Below are 18,568 nucleotides of genomic sequence, written 5' to 3' on the forward strand. Positions count from 1 at the left end.
TAAATGTAAACAAACTAAATATATTTATGAAACGCCGTATTAGATCAATCCCAACTGATTCTTCAAACTCAAGAAGTTCATCATCCCGAGGCAGAAAGCTGAAAATAATTGTTCCTATTCTTTCGTTGATATTTATTGGACTACTCATTTTCTGGACCGCTCGCGATTTACCATCACTCACACAATTAGAACATTTCGAACCTACATTGGTGACTAAAGTCTTATCCGCTGATGGAAAAGTGATAAAGGAATTCTTTTTCGAAAGAAGAGATTATGTGCCTTTAAAAGATATACCAATTCTAATGCAAAAGGCTATTATCAGCACAGAGGACAAGAGATTTTATTCCCATTGGGGATTCGATTTAAAGCGAACAATGAAGGCAGCTTACGTCGATTTGATCCACCTTGCTCGATTGGAAGGAGCAAGTACCATCACACAGCAGCTTGCCCGAGACCTTTATTTTACCCAGCAAAAAGTTTTTATCCGCAAAATCCGGGAGTTAATCACTGCAATTCAAATTGAACGTACTTATTCAAAAGACGAAATAATTGAAATGTATCTCAACCATATTTGGTTTGGGCATGGGTGTTATGGTATCAAAGCTGCAGCTGAATACTTTTTAAATAAGTCTGTCAAAGACCTCAATTTAGAGGAAAGTGCTTTACTTGCAGCTATCGTTAACGTACCGGCAGTTTATTCGCCAATAAATCATCCGGAGCGAGCCCTAAAAAGACGGAACCTGGTTTTATCTTTGATGTATAGAAACGGCGAATTGAGTGAAGAGGAATACTTGCAGGCAAAGGAGAAACCAATCGTTCTTGGAGAAGGAGGAAGACCGGGGCGAAATGATATCGGCCCTTACTTCACCGAACATATCCGCAGAACCCTTGAAAAACAGTTTGGCACTGACTTATATACTGGCGGGTATACAATCCATACGACGCTTGATTCACGTATGCAGAAATTCGCAGAGTCAGCAACGAAAGCAAAATTGAGTAAATTGCAAGAAATAGTAAGAAATAGATTTAAAAATCCGGTTAAATTTCAAGAACTTTTGGATAAATTTGTTAAGGATTCTTCATTACATGCTAGCATTATGAAGGACACAACCAAGGTCGATTCTTTAATCAATCAGTATGCTGCTGTACAAACCGCTTTTATTGCCATAAATCCAAAAAATGGTCATGTCCTTGCAATGATTGGCGGCCGCGATTTTGTCGAATCGAAATTTAACCGCGCAGTCCAGGCAAAACGTCAACCTGGCTCCGCATTTAAACCATTTATTTACACTGCCGTTTTTGACAATGGCTATCCACCAACGTTTGAAGTTTTAAATCAACCTATTGCTTTATTTATGCCCGATGGCACCAGATGGCAACCTCGTAATTTTACAAGAAAATTAGGTGGACTTACGACTCTTCGTAATGCTTTAAAATTTTCTTTGAATCTGCCGTCAGTAAGATTATTGCAAGATGTAGTACCGCCACAACAAGTTGTAGAGTATGCCAAAAGAATGGGACTCACCACCAATATTAGACCGGTTGCTGCTCTTGCGCTGGGAACTTCTGAGGTGATTCCAATAGAGCTGGTTTCTGCTTATGGCCTTCTTGCGAATAAAGGCATTTTAGTCAAACCGGTTTACATTACAAAAATTGTCGATCGCAGAGGTGAGGTCATTTTTCAGGAAATTCCCGAACGAAAAGAAGTATTATCCGAACAGACAGCATATATAATGACCAGTCTTCTTGAAACTGTCTTGGATCATGGAACAGGCAGCTCTGCAAGGTATCTTTATGGATTTCGGCGACCTGGAGCGGGAAAAACCGGAACGACCGACAAACACACTGATGCCTGGTTTGTAGGATATACGCCACAAATTGCTGCAGGGGTTTGGGTAGGCATTGACGACCCCTCTATTAGTCTTGGAGAGAAGCAGACAGGATCTACAGCAGCATTACCTATTTGGGCAAATTTCATGAAATCTGTTTATGACAGCATTGATTACCCAGTGGAACATTTTGAAATGCCTGAAGGAATTATAAAACTTACAATCTGTGAAGAAAGTAAAGTCAAGAAAAAATACTGTCCAAAGTTTTTTGATGAAGTGTTTAAAGTTGGAACCGAACCACTAGAGGAATGCCCGATTCATACAGGGAATCCCAGGAAAGGGGATAAAAGCAAAAGAATTATCTTTTGATTTAGTTACTATTTCACCTTAAATGGCACTAATTGACCGTTTCGGTCAACCTCCCCCAAAATAAGTGATTCTTTATGACCACGCTTCTCCTGGATTTGAAAAGCCCCACTTATTTGATTTTGTAAATTACTTTTTTCACGCTTTTGTGTATACAGGTATGCAAGAGGTTCACCCACCTCAACTTCATCCATTACTTTCTTCTTTAATATAACCCCGGCAACCGGATCGACCCTATCGCTAGCTTTTGTGCGACCCGCTCCGGCATTATTAGTCGCAATTCCGATTTCGAAAGCATTTATTGCCGTGACAAAACCGGATTTTGCAGATCGTACTTCAATCTTAGGCGGCAATTGATAATCTTGATAATTCTCCACACAACCTACATCACCTCCCACTTCGCCTACATATTGAGTAAATTTTTCCATCGCAATTCCGGAAGAAATAGCATTCCTTAAGCCAGCCACAATTTTATTTGCAGGTCTATCATCACCGGAAAGCTGCATCGCAGCCAAACCTTGTGCATAAACCAATTCCATAGTATCTTCAGGACCTTTGTCAAGCAAGCATTCAATAGATTCATAAACCTCAACCCAATTTCCGATTGCATTGCCAATGGGAGTATTCATATTGGTCAGCAACGCCCGAGTTTTTACTCCAAATCCTTCCCCAACTTTGATGAGAAGTTTTGCCAGATGTATAGCATCCTGCTCATTTGGGAAAAAGGATCCTTTGCCCGTTTTGACATCCAGAATTAAACCATCCAGATCTTCTGATAATTTTTTACTCATTATGCTGCCAACAACCAAAGGCAATGATTCTACAGTTGCCGTCATATCTCGCAGGGCATACATTTTACGATCTGCCGGAACCAATTCATCCGTCTGACCGGCAATGACAAATCCTACTTTTTCGATCACTTTTTTCATTCTGGACAATGAGATTTTTGGATCTAACCCTGGTATTGATTCCAACTTATCCAGAGTACCGCCTGAATGTCCAAGTCCCCGGCCGGATATCATTGGCACAATTAGTCCCATGCTTGCAAGCAGAGGAGCTAAAATAAGAGATATTTTATCACCCACGCCGCCTGTACTATGTTTGTCTAATTTAACGCCCTTGAGATCACTTAAATCCAATACATTGCCGGATTCTCGCATAGCATGGACCAGAGAACTCATTTCTTCTACCGTCATATTCTGAAAATAAACCGCCATCATAAAGGCGCTCATTTGGTAATCTGATACATTACCTGCAGTAAATTCTTTGATAAATTCTGCCAATCTATCAGGCGATATTTCCGCACCATCACGTTTAGTCCGAATGATTTCAACAGGATTAAACATCTTTCGTCCCAGGTTTCAAGTCACTAAAATAGACTCAATTATTTGTCGTACTGTAAAAGTTCATCAAGAAAACTATTTGCAAGCGATTCAGCTTGGATTTTTGTCTCCGCTTCGGCATAAACTCGGATAATCGGTTCGGTATTTGATTTACGTAATTGTACCCACGACTTTTCCCATATTATTTTTATTCCATCCGTCAAATCAATTTGCTCATGACTGTGATTTTCATATATTCTCGTAAGAATAGAATCGGTGTCAGTCTTGCCAACTTCAACTTTCTTCTTTGCCATTACATATTGGGGTAAGCTTTGTCGCAAAGCTGAAATGGTACCACCAAATTCAAGTAAATGCTGCAGCGTAATTGCAGCTGCGATCGGGGCATCCCGACCCAAATGAATATCCGGAAGAATTACACCACCGTTTCCTTCTCCGCCGATAACCGCATTTACTTCACGCATTCTTTTGGCAACATGAATTTCCCCAACCTTGGTACGAATCACTTGTGCACCATATTTATTTGCAATGTCATCAATTGCCATAGTTGTTGATACGTTAGTTACAATGGGACCTGGCTTATAAGAAAGCATAAAATTTACGGCTAATGCGAGCGTATATTCTTCAACCAGCGGTTCTCCCTTTTCGGAAAGAATGGCAAGGCGGTCAGAATCAGGATCGGTTGCAAATGCCAGATCCACTTCAGAGGATTTAGTGAGCTCTATCAATTCCTGCAAATTCTCCGGTAACGGCTCAGGTGTGTGAGGGAAAATGCCATTTGGTGTTGTGTTGATTTGCACAACTTCACAACCCAATGACTGTAAAAAATCAGGAAAAAACAATGAACCTGCGCCATTCACACAGTCAATTGCAACATGGAATTTTCTTTTTCGCAAGGCTTCCACATCAATAAATGGTAAATCGTAAATGGCATTTTTATGATCTTCAATTGCCCTTTCATAAATTTCATATTGACCTATCGATTGCCAATCTTTATATTCGATTTCCAGATTCTCTGCAAGGTCTATAACTGCTTTGCCTTGCATCTCGTCTAAAAATAATCCATCGGGACCAATCAATTTCAGGGCATTCCATTCAATCGGATTATGGCTTGCGGTAATGGCAATCCCTCCAGCTGCATTAAGATTTTCAACAGCAATTTGAATCGTTGGCGTTGGCGTAATTCCGACTGAAACCACATCACAACCAATAGATTGAAGTGTCCCGACAACAAAGTTTTCAACCATCTTTCCTGTAACTCTGGTATCCCGGCCCACAACAATCTTCTTACCCATAGTTAATCCGAATGCTGCTGTGTAATTTCGGATAACCGATGGTGTAAAAGATTCGCCAACAATCCCACGAATTCCTGAAATACTCACCATCAATTTGGACAATTAAACCTCGTGTTCAATTACAAATAATAGGCCAAGAATATATAACAATTTGTCGAATAAAAACTTGTTTTTTAAAGATATGAGAGATAATCACTAACAATGAGGTTTTCTGTCAAATAAACCTCATTCCATTTTTATCATCTTCCCTATAAATTCCCTGCTGCTATCTACGCCTTTTGCCTTCAATCGATAGAAATAAACTCCATTTGCCAATTCATCGCCATCCTGGTCACGGCCATCCCATTCAAACATATTAAATCCAAACGTACCCTGGAATGGATCCAACTCAGCAATGAGCCTCCCCGCGATTGTAAACACTTTGATTTCAACTTCGGCATCGGCGCTGAGGACAAAAGTAAAGGTTGTATTATCCAGGAATGGATTGGGATAATTTAATACATCATCGATCACTAATCGATCGCCATCAATCAAAGTAAAACTCAATGATTGCTTAGATGAATTATTCGAATTATCCCACGCTTTGATTGTCAGAGTATGTGTTTCATCCGACAGACTTGAATTTTGGAATTCAGGAAATAATGTAAGTGGGATCGTTAAGGATCCTTTGAGATAATTATTGGTTTCATATTCAAAATACTGAGTGACTTCCCGAATATTTTTGGCATCATTATCAGCCGTAGCTGTGATTTTATGACCCACATCTCCCGTGATATTTATTCCTGATTTATCATCCTCAATCTTAATTTCAATTTTATCTTCCTTGTTCAGTAAAGCAAAATCGATCACATCTGTACCCTTCACAAAAAAACGGATGTCAGGACCTTCATGATCTATTAAGTCATAAGCAGTTCCATCTACGATCAAATTTTTAACAAACCCCGTACCGTCCGTTTCCTCACCTTCAAAATAAAAACTCATTCGGCCTTGCCTGCCTCCATAGGAAATATCCTTAGGGACAATAAAATTCATTTGAAACTGACCATTTTCAACTGTACCAGTGCCACGGAATATTGGATTACCCGGCATAATGTAGGATATCCTTTGACCATTTTTCGTTGTATATACAACTTGTCTTCGAGAATCAAATGTTTTGAGAAATGTTTTTCCTCCGCCAGTGTAATTCGTATTATTTTCATCAGATATATAGCCCTCTACTGAAATTAGACTTAATGCTTTTAGGCTATCTGGAGAAAAATCCGATATAATGACATTTAACTTGGGAACTTTTAAAATTAAAGTTGGATCGCCTAAAATAAGAAACTTCTGATCGTTAATACTATTTACTTTTGCTAATCGCATCGCATCCCCTACTCGAAGTGGTTTTGCAGGGTCCGTGAAAAGAAATTTCACATAACTTTTGTTGAATCGGGCGTTTGATGACGCATAAACCAAACGGGCAGAGGTTAATAATCCAATGGCTCCTCGTCCTTCAACCATTAACAATTTTTCTGCCATACTCTGCTCTTGTGGATCATCGAAACGTCCGAAATCACATGTTGCGGTTATAAAGAAAATATACCTGTTGCCATTTTGAATTTTCTCAAAATCCCTAGAATCCAGCAAAACTCTTTCATGCGTCCATAACTGTGGGCTGCCATGCCCAATAAAATTAATTATTAATGTGCCCTGGTTCATTTGAGCCAACAAATCTTCACTGGCTGAAGGTTTACGAACACCCGACGCAGACGCATCATAAACAACGGGATATTCGGTCAAATATATTTTTCGTATATCAAATCTTTTCGGGATAAAGTTTTCAGCAAGTAGCTCAGTATCCCTGGTATGAATAGTTTCTTCTCCAACACCTCCCGTAACTAATTCGTCATCTGCCACTAAAGTAATTAAATTCCTCCAGGGACCAAAATTTGAAGTAGATTCATATTCAACCAGTTTATCGATTAGATTTTCCGCTTCTTCTGTTGTTTGCGCAGGAATACGGCCAATGGTATAATCGGCGACCTGATCATTGCCACTGACATATGTGAACCAATCTTCCACTGTGCGGTTTTCGATTTCACCTGGCTCTTCGGTTTGGTAAGATGGTAGCCAATTCTCATCATTGCTCAGAATATTTCTGTAGTCATAATCTCCATCGCCAAATAATAAGACATACTGAGGCCTTTTAGACCAATTTTCATAGACATATTTTAAAAAATCTCGAATTGCTGTAGGATCATATCGGCCGGCAGAAAATTCATCAAAAACATCTGTTATTTTAACGATTGTGGTACTTAAACCATCAACACTTTCACGTAAATTTTTCAATGAACTTGCCGCATTACTAAAAGATTCATGTGTGATAATCAAAAAATCAGCACTATTATTTGGATTGCGTAAATCACTCGGTTCATCTAAAGTTATGCCTGAAATAGTTTTGAATTGATCCGATTTAACTACGATATAATGTCCGGGCAGGTCGGGATTTTGAAAATCTCGAAAAGTAATCATTAAATTTTGAAATGTGAATTCCAGTTCCTGAATATTTGCCAAGTTCGTGATATTATAAACATTATAATTAGCATCTGTCGCCCCTGCAATTTTGTATTCTATTGATCCTGTTCCACGGTTACCATAAAAATCGATGTGGTCATCTACCAATTGCAATTCAGATTCGGCAAATATTTCAAACCAATCCAAATAGGCGATACTAATGGCAGAAGTGCCAAAATACTTAACATTCAAGGAAGGTGATGAGCTTGGATTTGTTAGGGTAAAAGATAACCCACTTTCATGGATCCGGGTTCCAAAAAAATTGAATTCTCCTAGTTTTTCATTATCAATCCGAATTTCAAAAGAATGAGATGAGCCAGCGGTAGATAGAAAATTACCATATACTTCAACATTACTATTAGGCATTAAATTGGGTAAGTTCAACGGAAAGGTTCGCTCTTCATCATCCAGACCTTTAATGAATTGCTTTCCATACCAAATCAAGCCGGAATGATGAATGTTTGCTATATCCTCTTCAATAAAAATAGCAGCTTGATAAGTCGTTGCGATAGAAGTAATTGAAGACGGCGTTGCAGGTGCTGCCATTCTTTTTCCGGAACTGCCTTCATTAAACGTCAGCCAGTAGATATTATCAAGGGTATATGGATCCACAAAATGTTTTAATCTTTCTTCCTGAGTTGAATAATACCAACCCTTTACATCAGTCCCATAGAAAAGAATATAATCCACTGTATCGAACCTGCCATCATCCATACCAAAAAGTTGAATTGCATTTTCAACCAAACTATCAGGGCGGTTGGTATTAATATCCCTGGGTAACGGTCTTGCGCCATTATTGAATAGCTTGATTGTGGAAGGATCAATGGATGATATATTAATGCCGTTTTGCTGCAGAAAATCTCCGGTAATTCGATAAACACCATCTTCGTTGACAATGATTTTGTAATAATCTCCTTGCAACCAATAACGCCCAGGTTTTTTCAAAGTTTGTTTTCTCGATCGCAGCCAATTTTTTGCTTGATCATAGTTTAGTACAAGAGTTTTATACAAATCTTCCTGCCCTTTTGAAATATGGCTATTAATTCCGGATGCGGGTAAATTAGATGATGAATTTAAAAAATCGATTCGAAATTCAATTTGTTGATATTTACGGATTGTTTTACTTTTTATGTGATATTGAATTGGGACTACATGAATTCTCAAAATACGTAAATCGCTGAAATAAGCTGGCTCTTCAATAATAATTGGATTCGAAGGGAACCATGCATCCTCATTGTCGACTGAATAAAAATCAGGATAACTCAGCTGGGGAAGGTCATTTGTAGTATCGTAAACTGGTAGCGGGACTAAATCAATTCCAGTTTCTTCGTCCATCGAACTTGAGATGATTGTGACCTTGGGATTAGCATATTCCGGTATTCCAACCACAAAAGTTTGAACTGGGATTTCCGGCTCACCCGGTTTGGAAAAAACATAACCCTGTGAATATTGGTAACGGGTTTTGGAGGTGCCATTGATCAGATTATTTTCTTTTTCGATTTTGGGAGTAAATACTATTTGGACACCCCCCTTGTCCGATCTTAGTAATTTATAATTGGTATCCGATTTTACAGATTGAGATTTCCCTGATTCACTACTAAAAATTATTAAGAGTACCATTAAGGCAAAACGTACAAATAGTTTTTTTTGATTCAAAGCGATTCGTCGTCCTGTGTTAAATGATTAACATATTATATTATCGGAATAAAAATTCATCCACAATTAATAGAACCTTAATAAAGGTATTAAAGATTCCATAATTTAAAAATAATGTTTAACTCTTTCAAAAAAAAAGATAAAATAGGGTTTATTCAGCCCTCAAATTTTTTGTTACTATATTAATTAACCAGTCTGCTATTGCTTTTTCGTCACAAAACAATTAAACTGATCAGGTTAAATTTGGAGATCATCTGTGAAAATTGTTAAACGACTTTTAGTCCTGACTTCTTTCATTGTTTTACAATCATGTGCCTCAACATCAATTCATAAAACCGATTCATCAATTTTACCTGTTCAGAAGTTACAAAATGAAATTTATGCTGTATTTTCAGATTCAATAATGGCACAATCAAATTATAGCGCCATGGTCAAATCCATGGACAACGGAGACGTTTTATTTTCACATAATAGTCAAACCTTATTTCATCCAGCTTCGAATATGAAGCTCCTCACCACTGCCACCGCTCTTTCGCGATTGGGTGTGAATTATTTTTTTCGAACTCTACTCACCGCTGACTCGGCAGCATTTACGACAACCGACACCATCATTCACGGAAATTTATATTTGAAAGGCGGGGGAAATCCCGAATTAGAACTTACAGATTTATTAGAGATGGTTGATTTTATGAAATCAAATTCGATCCGATCCATCACTGGTGACCTTATTGCAGATGATACTTTTTTAGATTCCATCCGATTCGGGCATGGTTGGATGTGGGACGATGACCCTGCTACTTACTTTCCTCATCTATCGGCGCTTAGCCTGGAGAAAAATGTGACTAAAATTATCGTTACACCTGGTGATTCGGTTGGAGACACTCTTAAATACCAAATCATTCCGTACAGCCCTGGATTTTCGATGTCAAATTCTGGCATTACTATTGATACTCTCCTAGACTATAAACTTAAAGTCGATCGGGATTGGATGGCCCACCGAAATCATTTTGAAATAAGCGGAAATTATCCTATAAATGCAGGACCGGATACGACCTGGTTAAATGTTGAAAATCCAGCTATCTATACCATTTCAACTCTTTATTCTCTTTTACAAGAGGCTGGGATCAATATCCAAGGAGGTTATAAAAGAGGAGTTATGCCAAAATCAGTGGATACGTTATTTGTACATAAATCTGATCCACTTTCGCGGGTGATCTATAATACAAATAAAGTGAGCGATAACCTTGCCGCAGAATTAATTTTAAAAACCATGGCAGCAGAAATCACTGATACAACCGGAACAGCAAAACACGGGTTAACAATCATTCGACAATTTTTGCAGGAAATTGGTGCGGATTCCACAACATATCGCATAGTAGATGGTTCCGGAGCTTCACATTACAACCTGGTAACTTCAGATTTAATGATTCAATTATTGGATCATATGTACCATAAATTCAATATAAAGGGCGAGTTTTTGGCCTCTTTGCCTATTGGCGGAGTGGATGGGACATTGGAAAGAAGAATGAAATCAGGCAAAGCATTTGAGAATTTGAGAGCCAAGACAGGAACGGTCAGCGGCGTTAGTGCACTATCCGGGTATATTTCAACTGTAGATAATGAAGTCCTGGCTTTTTCGATTTTGATGCAAAATTTTATTGGCTCTTCTTGGCCATATCGTACTTTACAAGACAGGGTTGGAGAAATATTAGCAAATTTTTCTCGAATAAAGTAACTTTCTGTTATTGAAATGAAAAGGTTTTTCCCGCAACTGATCCAGGATCATATCGTAAAGATATAAATTAGAACTTCAATATTTCAACTTAGGAGAAATCATGGAATTATTAGCATTCTTTTTTTTGGTATTTTTCTTACTCATAAGTTTCAAAGTATTGGCTCTTGTATTTAAAGTTGGTATTTTCCTAATCAGCATCCCTTTCCAGATTTTGGCAGCAGTATTTGCTTCCCTGTTTGTTCTTTTTCTTATTCCGGTAGGGTTTGTAGTAGCCGTAGTTGCTGTTATTTTCGCACCATTGTTGATCTTAGGCCCATTATTACCAATCCTAGCTCTTGCCGGATTGATCTATTTGGTGGTAAAATAAGTAATTTAATTTGCTCAAACAATCGTTATAATTCATTGCTTATTTCTACTGCTGAAATAATTGCCTGGGCTAATGCATAAGCAGCCATGTCTCCAACCAGGCTCACATCTGCTCTTAGATCGCCGCCACTCAAAGAGAAGACAATATCTCCATCAAACATGGTGTGCGCCGGACGAATTACTCTCCCAATCCCATTTTGCGCCATTTGAGCAACTTTATTTATTTCCGACTTTGTAAATTTTACGTTTGTCATTACTACCGCTAAAGTAGTATTTTCGGGACCTATTGGAGATTGAATTTGAATCTTGCGAATGTAACTGGCAGTATCAAGAAAATTCCCGCTTTTTGAATCTTTTGCTCCCGCAATAATTTTGCCTGATTTTGGATTAATCACATCCCCTAACGCATTGACTGCCGCAATAGCGCTAACCACAACACCGGAGTTCAACTTTTCACTTGCATAGCCAATTCCACCCAACATGCAATTTTCCATCCCGGCAATTTTCCCGACTGTTGCTCCGGTTCCGGCGCCAACCTTGCCACAAGTAATCATCTCTTCCTTAGCATTTTTACAAGCGCTATAGGCCATACTCTTATCAGGACGTACCAGTTTGTCACCGGTATGAAGGTCAAACAAGACTGCTGACGGAACTATGGGAACCCGAACTCCCCGGGCATCATAACCTTTGTTTCTTTCTTCCAAATATTTTTGTACACCACCTGCCGCATCCAGGCCGAAGGCGCTACCTCCCGTCAATAAAATTCCATGGACTTCCTCCACTAAAAATCCGGGCCGCAAAAGTTCCGTTTCCCTTGTTCCTGGCGCTGAACCTCGTAAATCACATCCACCAACAGCTCCATCTTCACAAAGCACAACGGTACATCCGGTTTCAGCAATTTGATCTTGTGCCTGTCCGATTCGAATTCCTTGAATCGGATTCATAGTAAACTCTTTAATCATAAAAAGAAATCCGATTGAATCGATTTGTATAATTATTTTTGGTTAGTTTTTGCGAGAATTTTTGTAAAGTAGTTTTTTAATTTTTATTTTCTTCTTGGCCCCACAAGCGCATGGATAACATCCGGTTCATAAAAGGAACTTTTTTAGTAGGGACTTCTAACAATACGCCACTATTCCCGAAGAAAAATAAATCACCAACCATAACACCTATCGAGCTTCGTAAAGGCTTCCAGTTTTCGCGATAAGCCTCATGATCTACTTCAGTACCATTTTTAGTTTTAGAAACCAACCGTACTCTTTGCGGATGAGCCCTGTTAATCATGAATGGGGAGTGTGTTGTATAAATAATTTGATTTTTTTGTGATAATATTTCAAGAAGTCTAACCAGATCCTTTTGACCTGATGGATGCAGGTGAATCCCAGGCTCTTCAATTAAATAGATGCAGTTAGCCTTTCTCTTGTTTAAAGTCTGGGTCATAAAAACAACATAAAAAGACAGAAACCAAGAAAATCCCAAGCTCCTGGTTTCAGTGTTATCGAATACAGTTGTTTCATCAGATATGTCGATATGAAGCAAATCACCATTGACATTCAGCTTAATTTCTAATGTGGGGTCTTGACTCCAAACTTCCCGTATTTGTTCCGTTAAGAAACGAGACACTTCTTCTCTCCTCCTGCGGCCTTTGGTAGAATCCTCAAAAATGACTTTAAAATCTTCAACTCCGCCAATAATAAGCAAATCTCGCTCACCTTGAAATTGGCTACCAGAGCTCTGCAATTCATTTAAATGAACCTTACTTTTGATAAGAGGAATTTTGCTAAAATAAATATTTTGGGGGAGTAACTTTAATAATTTTGCACAATCCTTTATGGGAATTATTTTATCATCTATTTTTAATTGATAGTCATTTGCCAAAGGGCCAACTCTGTGGACCTCGAATGAGCTGCATTCTTTTAACTTTGGAGAAATATCTCCCAAAATGCCTCTTACTTTGGGATTAATATCTGAATACTCGATGGAGATTTCAGGATATTTATCATCATTATAATAAGGTGAATATTGACATGTATCTTCTTTGGAAAGAGTGCAGCTTGAATTGAAAGCTTCGAAAGAACGAAGAAGATTGGTCTTCCCACTCTCATTTGGACCGATGATCACTGTGATTTGAGGATCAAGCTTAATTTCAAGATCCATTATGGATTTAAAGGCTTTTGCATGCAACTTGGAAATTCGCATTATTTCGATACTCTTCTACAATTAATATTTAATATTCAATCTCTTTTTATTTGACACTAAATGTCCTAGAAAAACATTAATCCAATTAAGTCCAAAAAACAAGAATAATTAAAATATTGCGTAATCTTCAATTCCTACTAATTTTCTTAATTCGACGAAATTTCCGGGATAAATCAACTTTATATAAGTATTTCTCAATTTGCTTCTGTTTCTCATCCTCATTCCATTGAAGAGTTTTACCCATTATGTCAGCACATTTTCCGACAATTTGTGTACCCTGGTCCCAGTCCAGTGAAAAAATGTGCGTCCTTCGTATTAGAAAATCGTCTAAAGAGATTGTCATTTCATAATCAATGGCATAGTAAAGTTGTGCCCAAATAAAGGGTAGGCCTCGTATAATACTCTCGGAATTCTGTGACGAATCTTTCAGATAATTAAAAAGACTTTTAACATGACACCCATAAGCACTCAATAAATACATTGCATCATCTTCGGTCAGGCTAAAATCTTCTACCAATGTCTTTTTTAATTCTAATGAATTTTGTTCATAGCTCTCTATTTCACTGCCGTATAATGGGAATTTGTCCGTTAAACAACGATTCGGTACACTAAATTCATGGACTTTTAAAATGATATCCATCAAGTCGGCTGACATTTTTCTATAAGTTGTAAGTTTTCCACCAATTAGATTGTATAAATTTTTGGGTGATTCAAATATTTCATGCTCACGGCTGATTTTCGAGGTTGATTTTCCCTCTTCAAACACAAGTGGTCTGACGCCAGCATAACTGCTGATTACATCATTCTCCGTCAATTTTATGTCCGGAAATACGGAATTAAAAGAGTCCAAGAGATAATCCGCATCTTCCATGGTTGAATAGATCAAATCCAAATCACCATCAAAATCGGAATCAGTGGTTCCGAGTAAAACAAACTCTCTCCATGGAACCGCAAACAATGGACGTCCATCCAAAGTTGAAATAAGCATCACCGCATAATTCAGATTAAGACGATTCTTTGGGACAACGAGATGTATGCCTTTTGTCGTGCGAATTCTCGGGTTGATGACTTCATTATTCAAACGGCGTGTTATATCTCCCCAGGCTCCGGTTGCATTGACAAATACTTTTGCTCGGATGTTGTATTTCCCACCCTTTATTTCGTCATGGCCATAAAGAACTTTTGTGATACCATTTTGCTTTTCAAATCCGGCAACTCTGAAATAGCTGATCGCATCACAACCTGACTGCACTGCGGATTGCAATGTAGCCATAACCAAGCGTGAATCGTCCGCTTTGGCGTCAAAATATTCAGCCCCACCTGCCAGGTTCGTCTTATTTAGTTCCGGTACTAAATTTAGCAATTGGCGCCCCCTATGCATTTTGTGGGTACCGATCCTTTTAAATCCGCAAAGCCAATCATAGAGGGTCATTCCAGCTTTAATTTTCCAGTACGAATCGTCCGACTCCTCATAAATTGGAAATATTGTAGGTAATTTGCTAACAAGGTGTGGCGCAAGATGAAGGAGTTTATAGCGTTCGACAAGTGCTTCGCGAACCAATCCGAATTGATATTGTTTTAAGTAACGAAAACCACCGTGAATCAATTTAGACGACTTACTACTTGTACCAGCCGCAAAATCAGACTTTTCAACGAGTAACGTTTTTAGTCTTCGTAAAGATGCATCTCTTGCAATACCTGCCCCGGATATTCCCCCGCCAATGATACAAATATCATACTTGGTTTTTTCCAGTTGAGATATAATTTTTTCGCGGGTTTGGAATGAAAACGGAATGGATCGAACATTTTGTACAAATTGAATTTTCATGATTTTTTATCAAAATCAAAGATTTCTGCATCCTAAAAAGTTTTTGATTATTTTGGCATAAACAAAAATGCCCCGCCTTATCATCCAGATTTCACGCATGTAGCAGCACGAACCTCCCAAAAGGCGGGGCATTTTTGTTTTAAATTGTATTACTAAAATAAACGGATTAATAAAACATAAAGCAATTACTATTTTAATTTTGTAAAAACTAATTTTTTATTCTTTCTGCTAAATCTAAAAACGGTTTTATAATGTCAATTGGTAGAGGTAAAACAATAGTTGAATTATTTTCACTCGCCACTTCGGTTATGGTTTGTAAAAATCTCAGCTGCAAGGAAATCGGATTTTCAGCCATAATTTTTGCGGCATCTGAAATTTTTCTCGCAGCCTGGAATTCACCTTGGGCATGAATGATTTTGGCACGCCGTTCACGTTCCGCTTCGGCTTGTCGAGCCATTGCACGCCGCATTTCCTGTGGTAAATCCACATGCTTCACTTCTACCATAGCAACTTTTATTCCCCATGGATCAGTATGACCATCAATAATTGCCTGTAACTCCTGATTAATTTTATCTCGAGATGCCAGAAGTTCGTCGAGCTCTGCTTGTCCTAATACCGAACGAAGAGTTGTTTGAGCCAATTGAGAAGTCGCATATAAATAATCCTCCACTTCAACAATAGCTTTTAACGGGTCCACAACACGGAAATAAAGAACAGCATTTACTTTGATTGAAACATTATCCTTAGTGATTATATCTTGAGGCGGAACATCCATGGCAATTACTCGCAAACTAACCTTAACCATGCGATCGATAATGGGTATGAGAATGATTAAACCCGGACCTTTTGTTCCGATTGCCCTTCCTAAACGAAAAATCACACCTCTTTCATACTCGCGCAAAACGCGGATCATACTCGCAAGTAAAAAGAGTACAAAAACGACTACAACCGGTAAACCTAAACCTAGCATAAAACCTCCTAAATGATGTTTTTAGTTAACGATGATTTGATTAATCCGATTTTTTTAGTGGTTCAACTTTCAACATTAATCCATCCAGTACTGCACATACTTTGACCTTTTCTTTTGGTTTAATGGGTGATTCTGCAACAGCATTCCAGAATTCACCATGAACCTTAATTCTTCCCTCCGGATTAATTTTTTCAATAGCCACTCCAACTTCACCAATAATACCTTCTGCTCCCGACACCGGTTTTTGTTTCTGTGCTTTGAGACCGAATCCTATAGCAAATAGAAAAAAGGCTGCGGTAAGAATCACTGCCGGCAAAATTACGGAAAGAGAAACTTTAAAAAAAGGTTCGGGCGAATCGAACAACATTAAAGAGCCTAATAGCATAGATATTACTCCTCCAATACTTAACAAGCCATAACTCACAACTTTTATCTCTAATAAAAACAAAATGATAGCAAAGATAATCAACATCAATCCTGCATAATTTAACGGAAGCGTTTGCATCGCAAAGAATGCTAAAATCAGAAAAATAACGCCAACAATGCCGGGTAAAACAGATCCGGGATTCGAAAGTTCAAATATGATTCCATACATACCTAATAACATCAAAATATAGGCAATATTCGGATCTGATATTTTATCCAAAATGCGGAAACGCCAATTCATTCTAATCGTAATAATTTCCGCATTTTCAGTATGCAAAATATATTTCTGGTCATCCATATCAACTTCTTTGCCGTCAATAACACTCAAGAGGGAATCTAACGTTGGGACAATATAGTCAATTACATTAAGTTCCAGGGCTTCCTTTTCTGTTATTGAAACACTCTCGCGAACAGCTTTTTCCCCCCATTCAACATTGCGGTTTCTCTTCTCAGCAAGCGAGCGGATATAAGCTGCCGCATCATTCGTCACTTTTTCCATTATTGCAGATGTTGAATCGGTTTGTCCAATAGTAACCGGATGAGCAGCCCCAATATTTGTCCCGGGAGTCATTGCAACAATATGAGCAGAATAACAAATAAACACACCTGCAGAGGCGGCTCGTGAACCACTCGGATTAACATAAACAATTACAGGAATTCGAGAAGCCAAAATATCTTTAATGATAGTCCGCATGGATTCCATAAGCCCACCGGGAGTATCCATTTGTATAATGAAGCATTCGGCGCCATCTTCCTGTGCCTGATCTAAAGCTTCGTGAATGAATTTTGCTGAAACAGGGTTAATCACTCCATTTAATTCGAGGACGTAAACCGGTCTTTTATCTTGGGTAAAACTCGATCCGTAAATAGAAAACAGCAATACGAATACACATAATAATCTCTTCATAAAAACCTCAAAATTCACTTCAACCGATTCATTTGGAGACAATTGTTTTTGATTGATACTAATTGAAAATAAATTATTTAAAGAGTTTTCTTAAAATACTCCATTTTTGTGCTTAAAGATTCATTGAAATCTGTCCGTCCCAACTGAAAATCATTGGCATACTTCTTGTGTTAGAATGATCAAACCAAATGAAAGGAAATGCAATGACAAGTTTAATAGCCCGCGCAGAAGAATTTATGGAAGATGTACAAATAGTTTGCAAAAATAGAAATTCTAGCATTTCTTGGGATAAATTAATAGTTACAATTAAAAGCAACGAAGTAGTTGCATGGTCCTTTGATTGTTTAACCTGTGACCGTTCGAGCTGTCCTCTTAATTCATCAATGTCTTGTAGTTCAATATCTAAACCAGATTAAAATTAGTTAATTCAGCAATAAGCACCTTGAACAGTGATAGTATATTACATGGAGGTATGATAAGCAAGGTAATTGTTTTCAGGTTTGAATAGTTAAAATCTTCTTACTAGATTATAATTTTTTAAGTATACGGATTGATGTTCCGATATAATAAGTAGATTTATTAAGCCCATGTTCTTTACATTTTTTTTTATCTAAAAAAGTTGCTAAATAACCTAATTGATTGGATTTTTACTTATTTTTTAGATATGTTTTTTTCATCAAATTTCCCTGCTATTTGGTGGCTCTTATGAAAAAGGACTAATAAGATAAAAATGGGAATTTAGCTCTGGGCGTCCAAAACAGGCCTCGTCCCGGATGGGAGTGTTACAACACCGGAGGACGTTTGAAACGTATCAGGCGGTACCCACTGTACTACAGTGAGGCCCTTTTTCCCTAGCCACCGTAGCAGGGATTTTTTTAAAATTACAATAGTAGAAAATTTTATTAAGGGGAGTAAGGCACAAATCTTATAGACACTAATAAACTTCATATACCAAAAATAAATTAACCTGAATTATTCACAAACCTCATAACTGATATATAAAACTGTCATTCCCGTCCCGCCTGGGCGGGATTATCGGGAATCTTGTTACACAGGCCACACATAGATCCCCGATAAAAAATCAGGCTGTCCGAGAAC

General features: G+C 38.0%; 11 protein-coding genes. 3 read left to right on the forward strand and 8 right to left on the reverse strand.

Going from position 1 to position 18,568, the window contains the following annotated elements; translation table 11 throughout:
- Positions 1-26 precede the first annotated feature (26 nt).
- Positions 27-2,198 (forward strand): PBP1A family penicillin-binding protein, encoded by a 2,172-nt coding sequence (locus tag IIC38_09855; protein MCH8126254.1) that lies wholly within the window; start codon positions 27-29, stop codon positions 2,196-2,198.
- Positions 2,199-2,206: 8 nt separating this feature from the next.
- Here the strand turns inward: IIC38_09855 and IIC38_09860 are convergent, their stop codons facing one another.
- The 3 genes from IIC38_09860 to porU all read right to left on the reverse strand — a co-directional run bounded on the left by IIC38_09860 (position 2,207) and on the right by porU (position 9,039).
- A complete protein-coding gene (locus tag IIC38_09860) occupies positions 2,207-3,541 on the reverse strand; it encodes a thymidine phosphorylase (GenBank protein ID MCH8126255.1) in 1,335 nt (444 codons plus the stop codon).
- Between the two features lie 38 nt (positions 3,542-3,579).
- The gene (glmM, locus tag IIC38_09865; protein MCH8126256.1) at positions 3,580-4,932 is read right to left on the reverse strand and encodes a phosphoglucosamine mutase; all 1,353 of its coding nucleotides are present in this window, start codon (positions 4,930-4,932) and stop codon (positions 3,580-3,582) included.
- Between the two features lie 123 nt (positions 4,933-5,055).
- Positions 5,056-9,039 (reverse strand): type IX secretion system sortase PorU, encoded by a 3,984-nt coding sequence (porU, locus tag IIC38_09870; GenBank protein MCH8126257.1) that lies wholly within the window; start codon positions 9,037-9,039, stop codon positions 5,056-5,058.
- 256 nt (positions 9,040-9,295) lie between these two features.
- Between porU and dacB the strand changes: the two genes are divergently transcribed.
- A complete protein-coding gene (dacB, locus tag IIC38_09875; protein MCH8126258.1) occupies positions 9,296-10,774 on the forward strand; it encodes a D-alanyl-D-alanine carboxypeptidase/D-alanyl-D-alanine-endopeptidase in 1,479 nt (492 codons plus the stop codon).
- A gap of 100 nt (positions 10,775-10,874) precedes the next feature.
- Complete coding sequence (locus tag IIC38_09880) at positions 10,875-11,141, forward strand: hypothetical protein (protein MCH8126259.1); 267 nt, start codon at positions 10,875-10,877, stop codon at positions 11,139-11,141.
- 25 nt (positions 11,142-11,166) lie between these two features.
- Here IIC38_09880 and IIC38_09885 read toward each other — a convergent pair whose 3' ends face one another.
- The 5 genes from IIC38_09885 to IIC38_09905 all read right to left on the reverse strand — a co-directional run bounded on the left by IIC38_09885 (position 11,167) and on the right by IIC38_09905 (position 17,470).
- A complete protein-coding gene (locus tag IIC38_09885; GenBank protein ID MCH8126260.1) occupies positions 11,167-12,102 on the reverse strand; it encodes a P1 family peptidase in 936 nt (311 codons plus the stop codon).
- 76 nt (positions 12,103-12,178) lie between these two features.
- Complete coding sequence (locus tag IIC38_09890; protein ID MCH8126261.1) at positions 12,179-13,339, reverse strand: AAA family ATPase; 1,161 nt, start codon at positions 13,337-13,339, stop codon at positions 12,179-12,181.
- A gap of 127 nt (positions 13,340-13,466) precedes the next feature.
- On the reverse strand, positions 13,467-15,167 hold the full coding sequence (locus IIC38_09895; GenBank protein MCH8126262.1) for a glycerol-3-phosphate dehydrogenase/oxidase: 1,701 nt from the start codon (positions 15,165-15,167) through the stop codon (positions 13,467-13,469).
- Positions 15,168-15,375: 208 nt separating this feature from the next.
- Entirely contained in the window at positions 15,376-16,137 is a 762-nt protein-coding gene (locus tag IIC38_09900; protein MCH8126263.1) for a slipin family protein, read from the reverse strand.
- A 40-nt stretch (positions 16,138-16,177) separates the two neighbouring features.
- Positions 16,178-17,470, reverse strand: a complete 1,293-nt coding sequence (locus tag IIC38_09905) for a nodulation protein NfeD (protein ID MCH8126264.1) — start codon at positions 17,468-17,470, stop codon at positions 16,178-16,180.
- Between the last annotated feature and the right edge of the window lie 1,098 nt (positions 17,471-18,568).

The organism is candidate division KSB1 bacterium, assembly GCA_022566355.1.
Lineage (GTDB): Bacteria > Zhuqueibacterota > JdFR-76 > JdFR-76 > DREG01 > JADFJB01.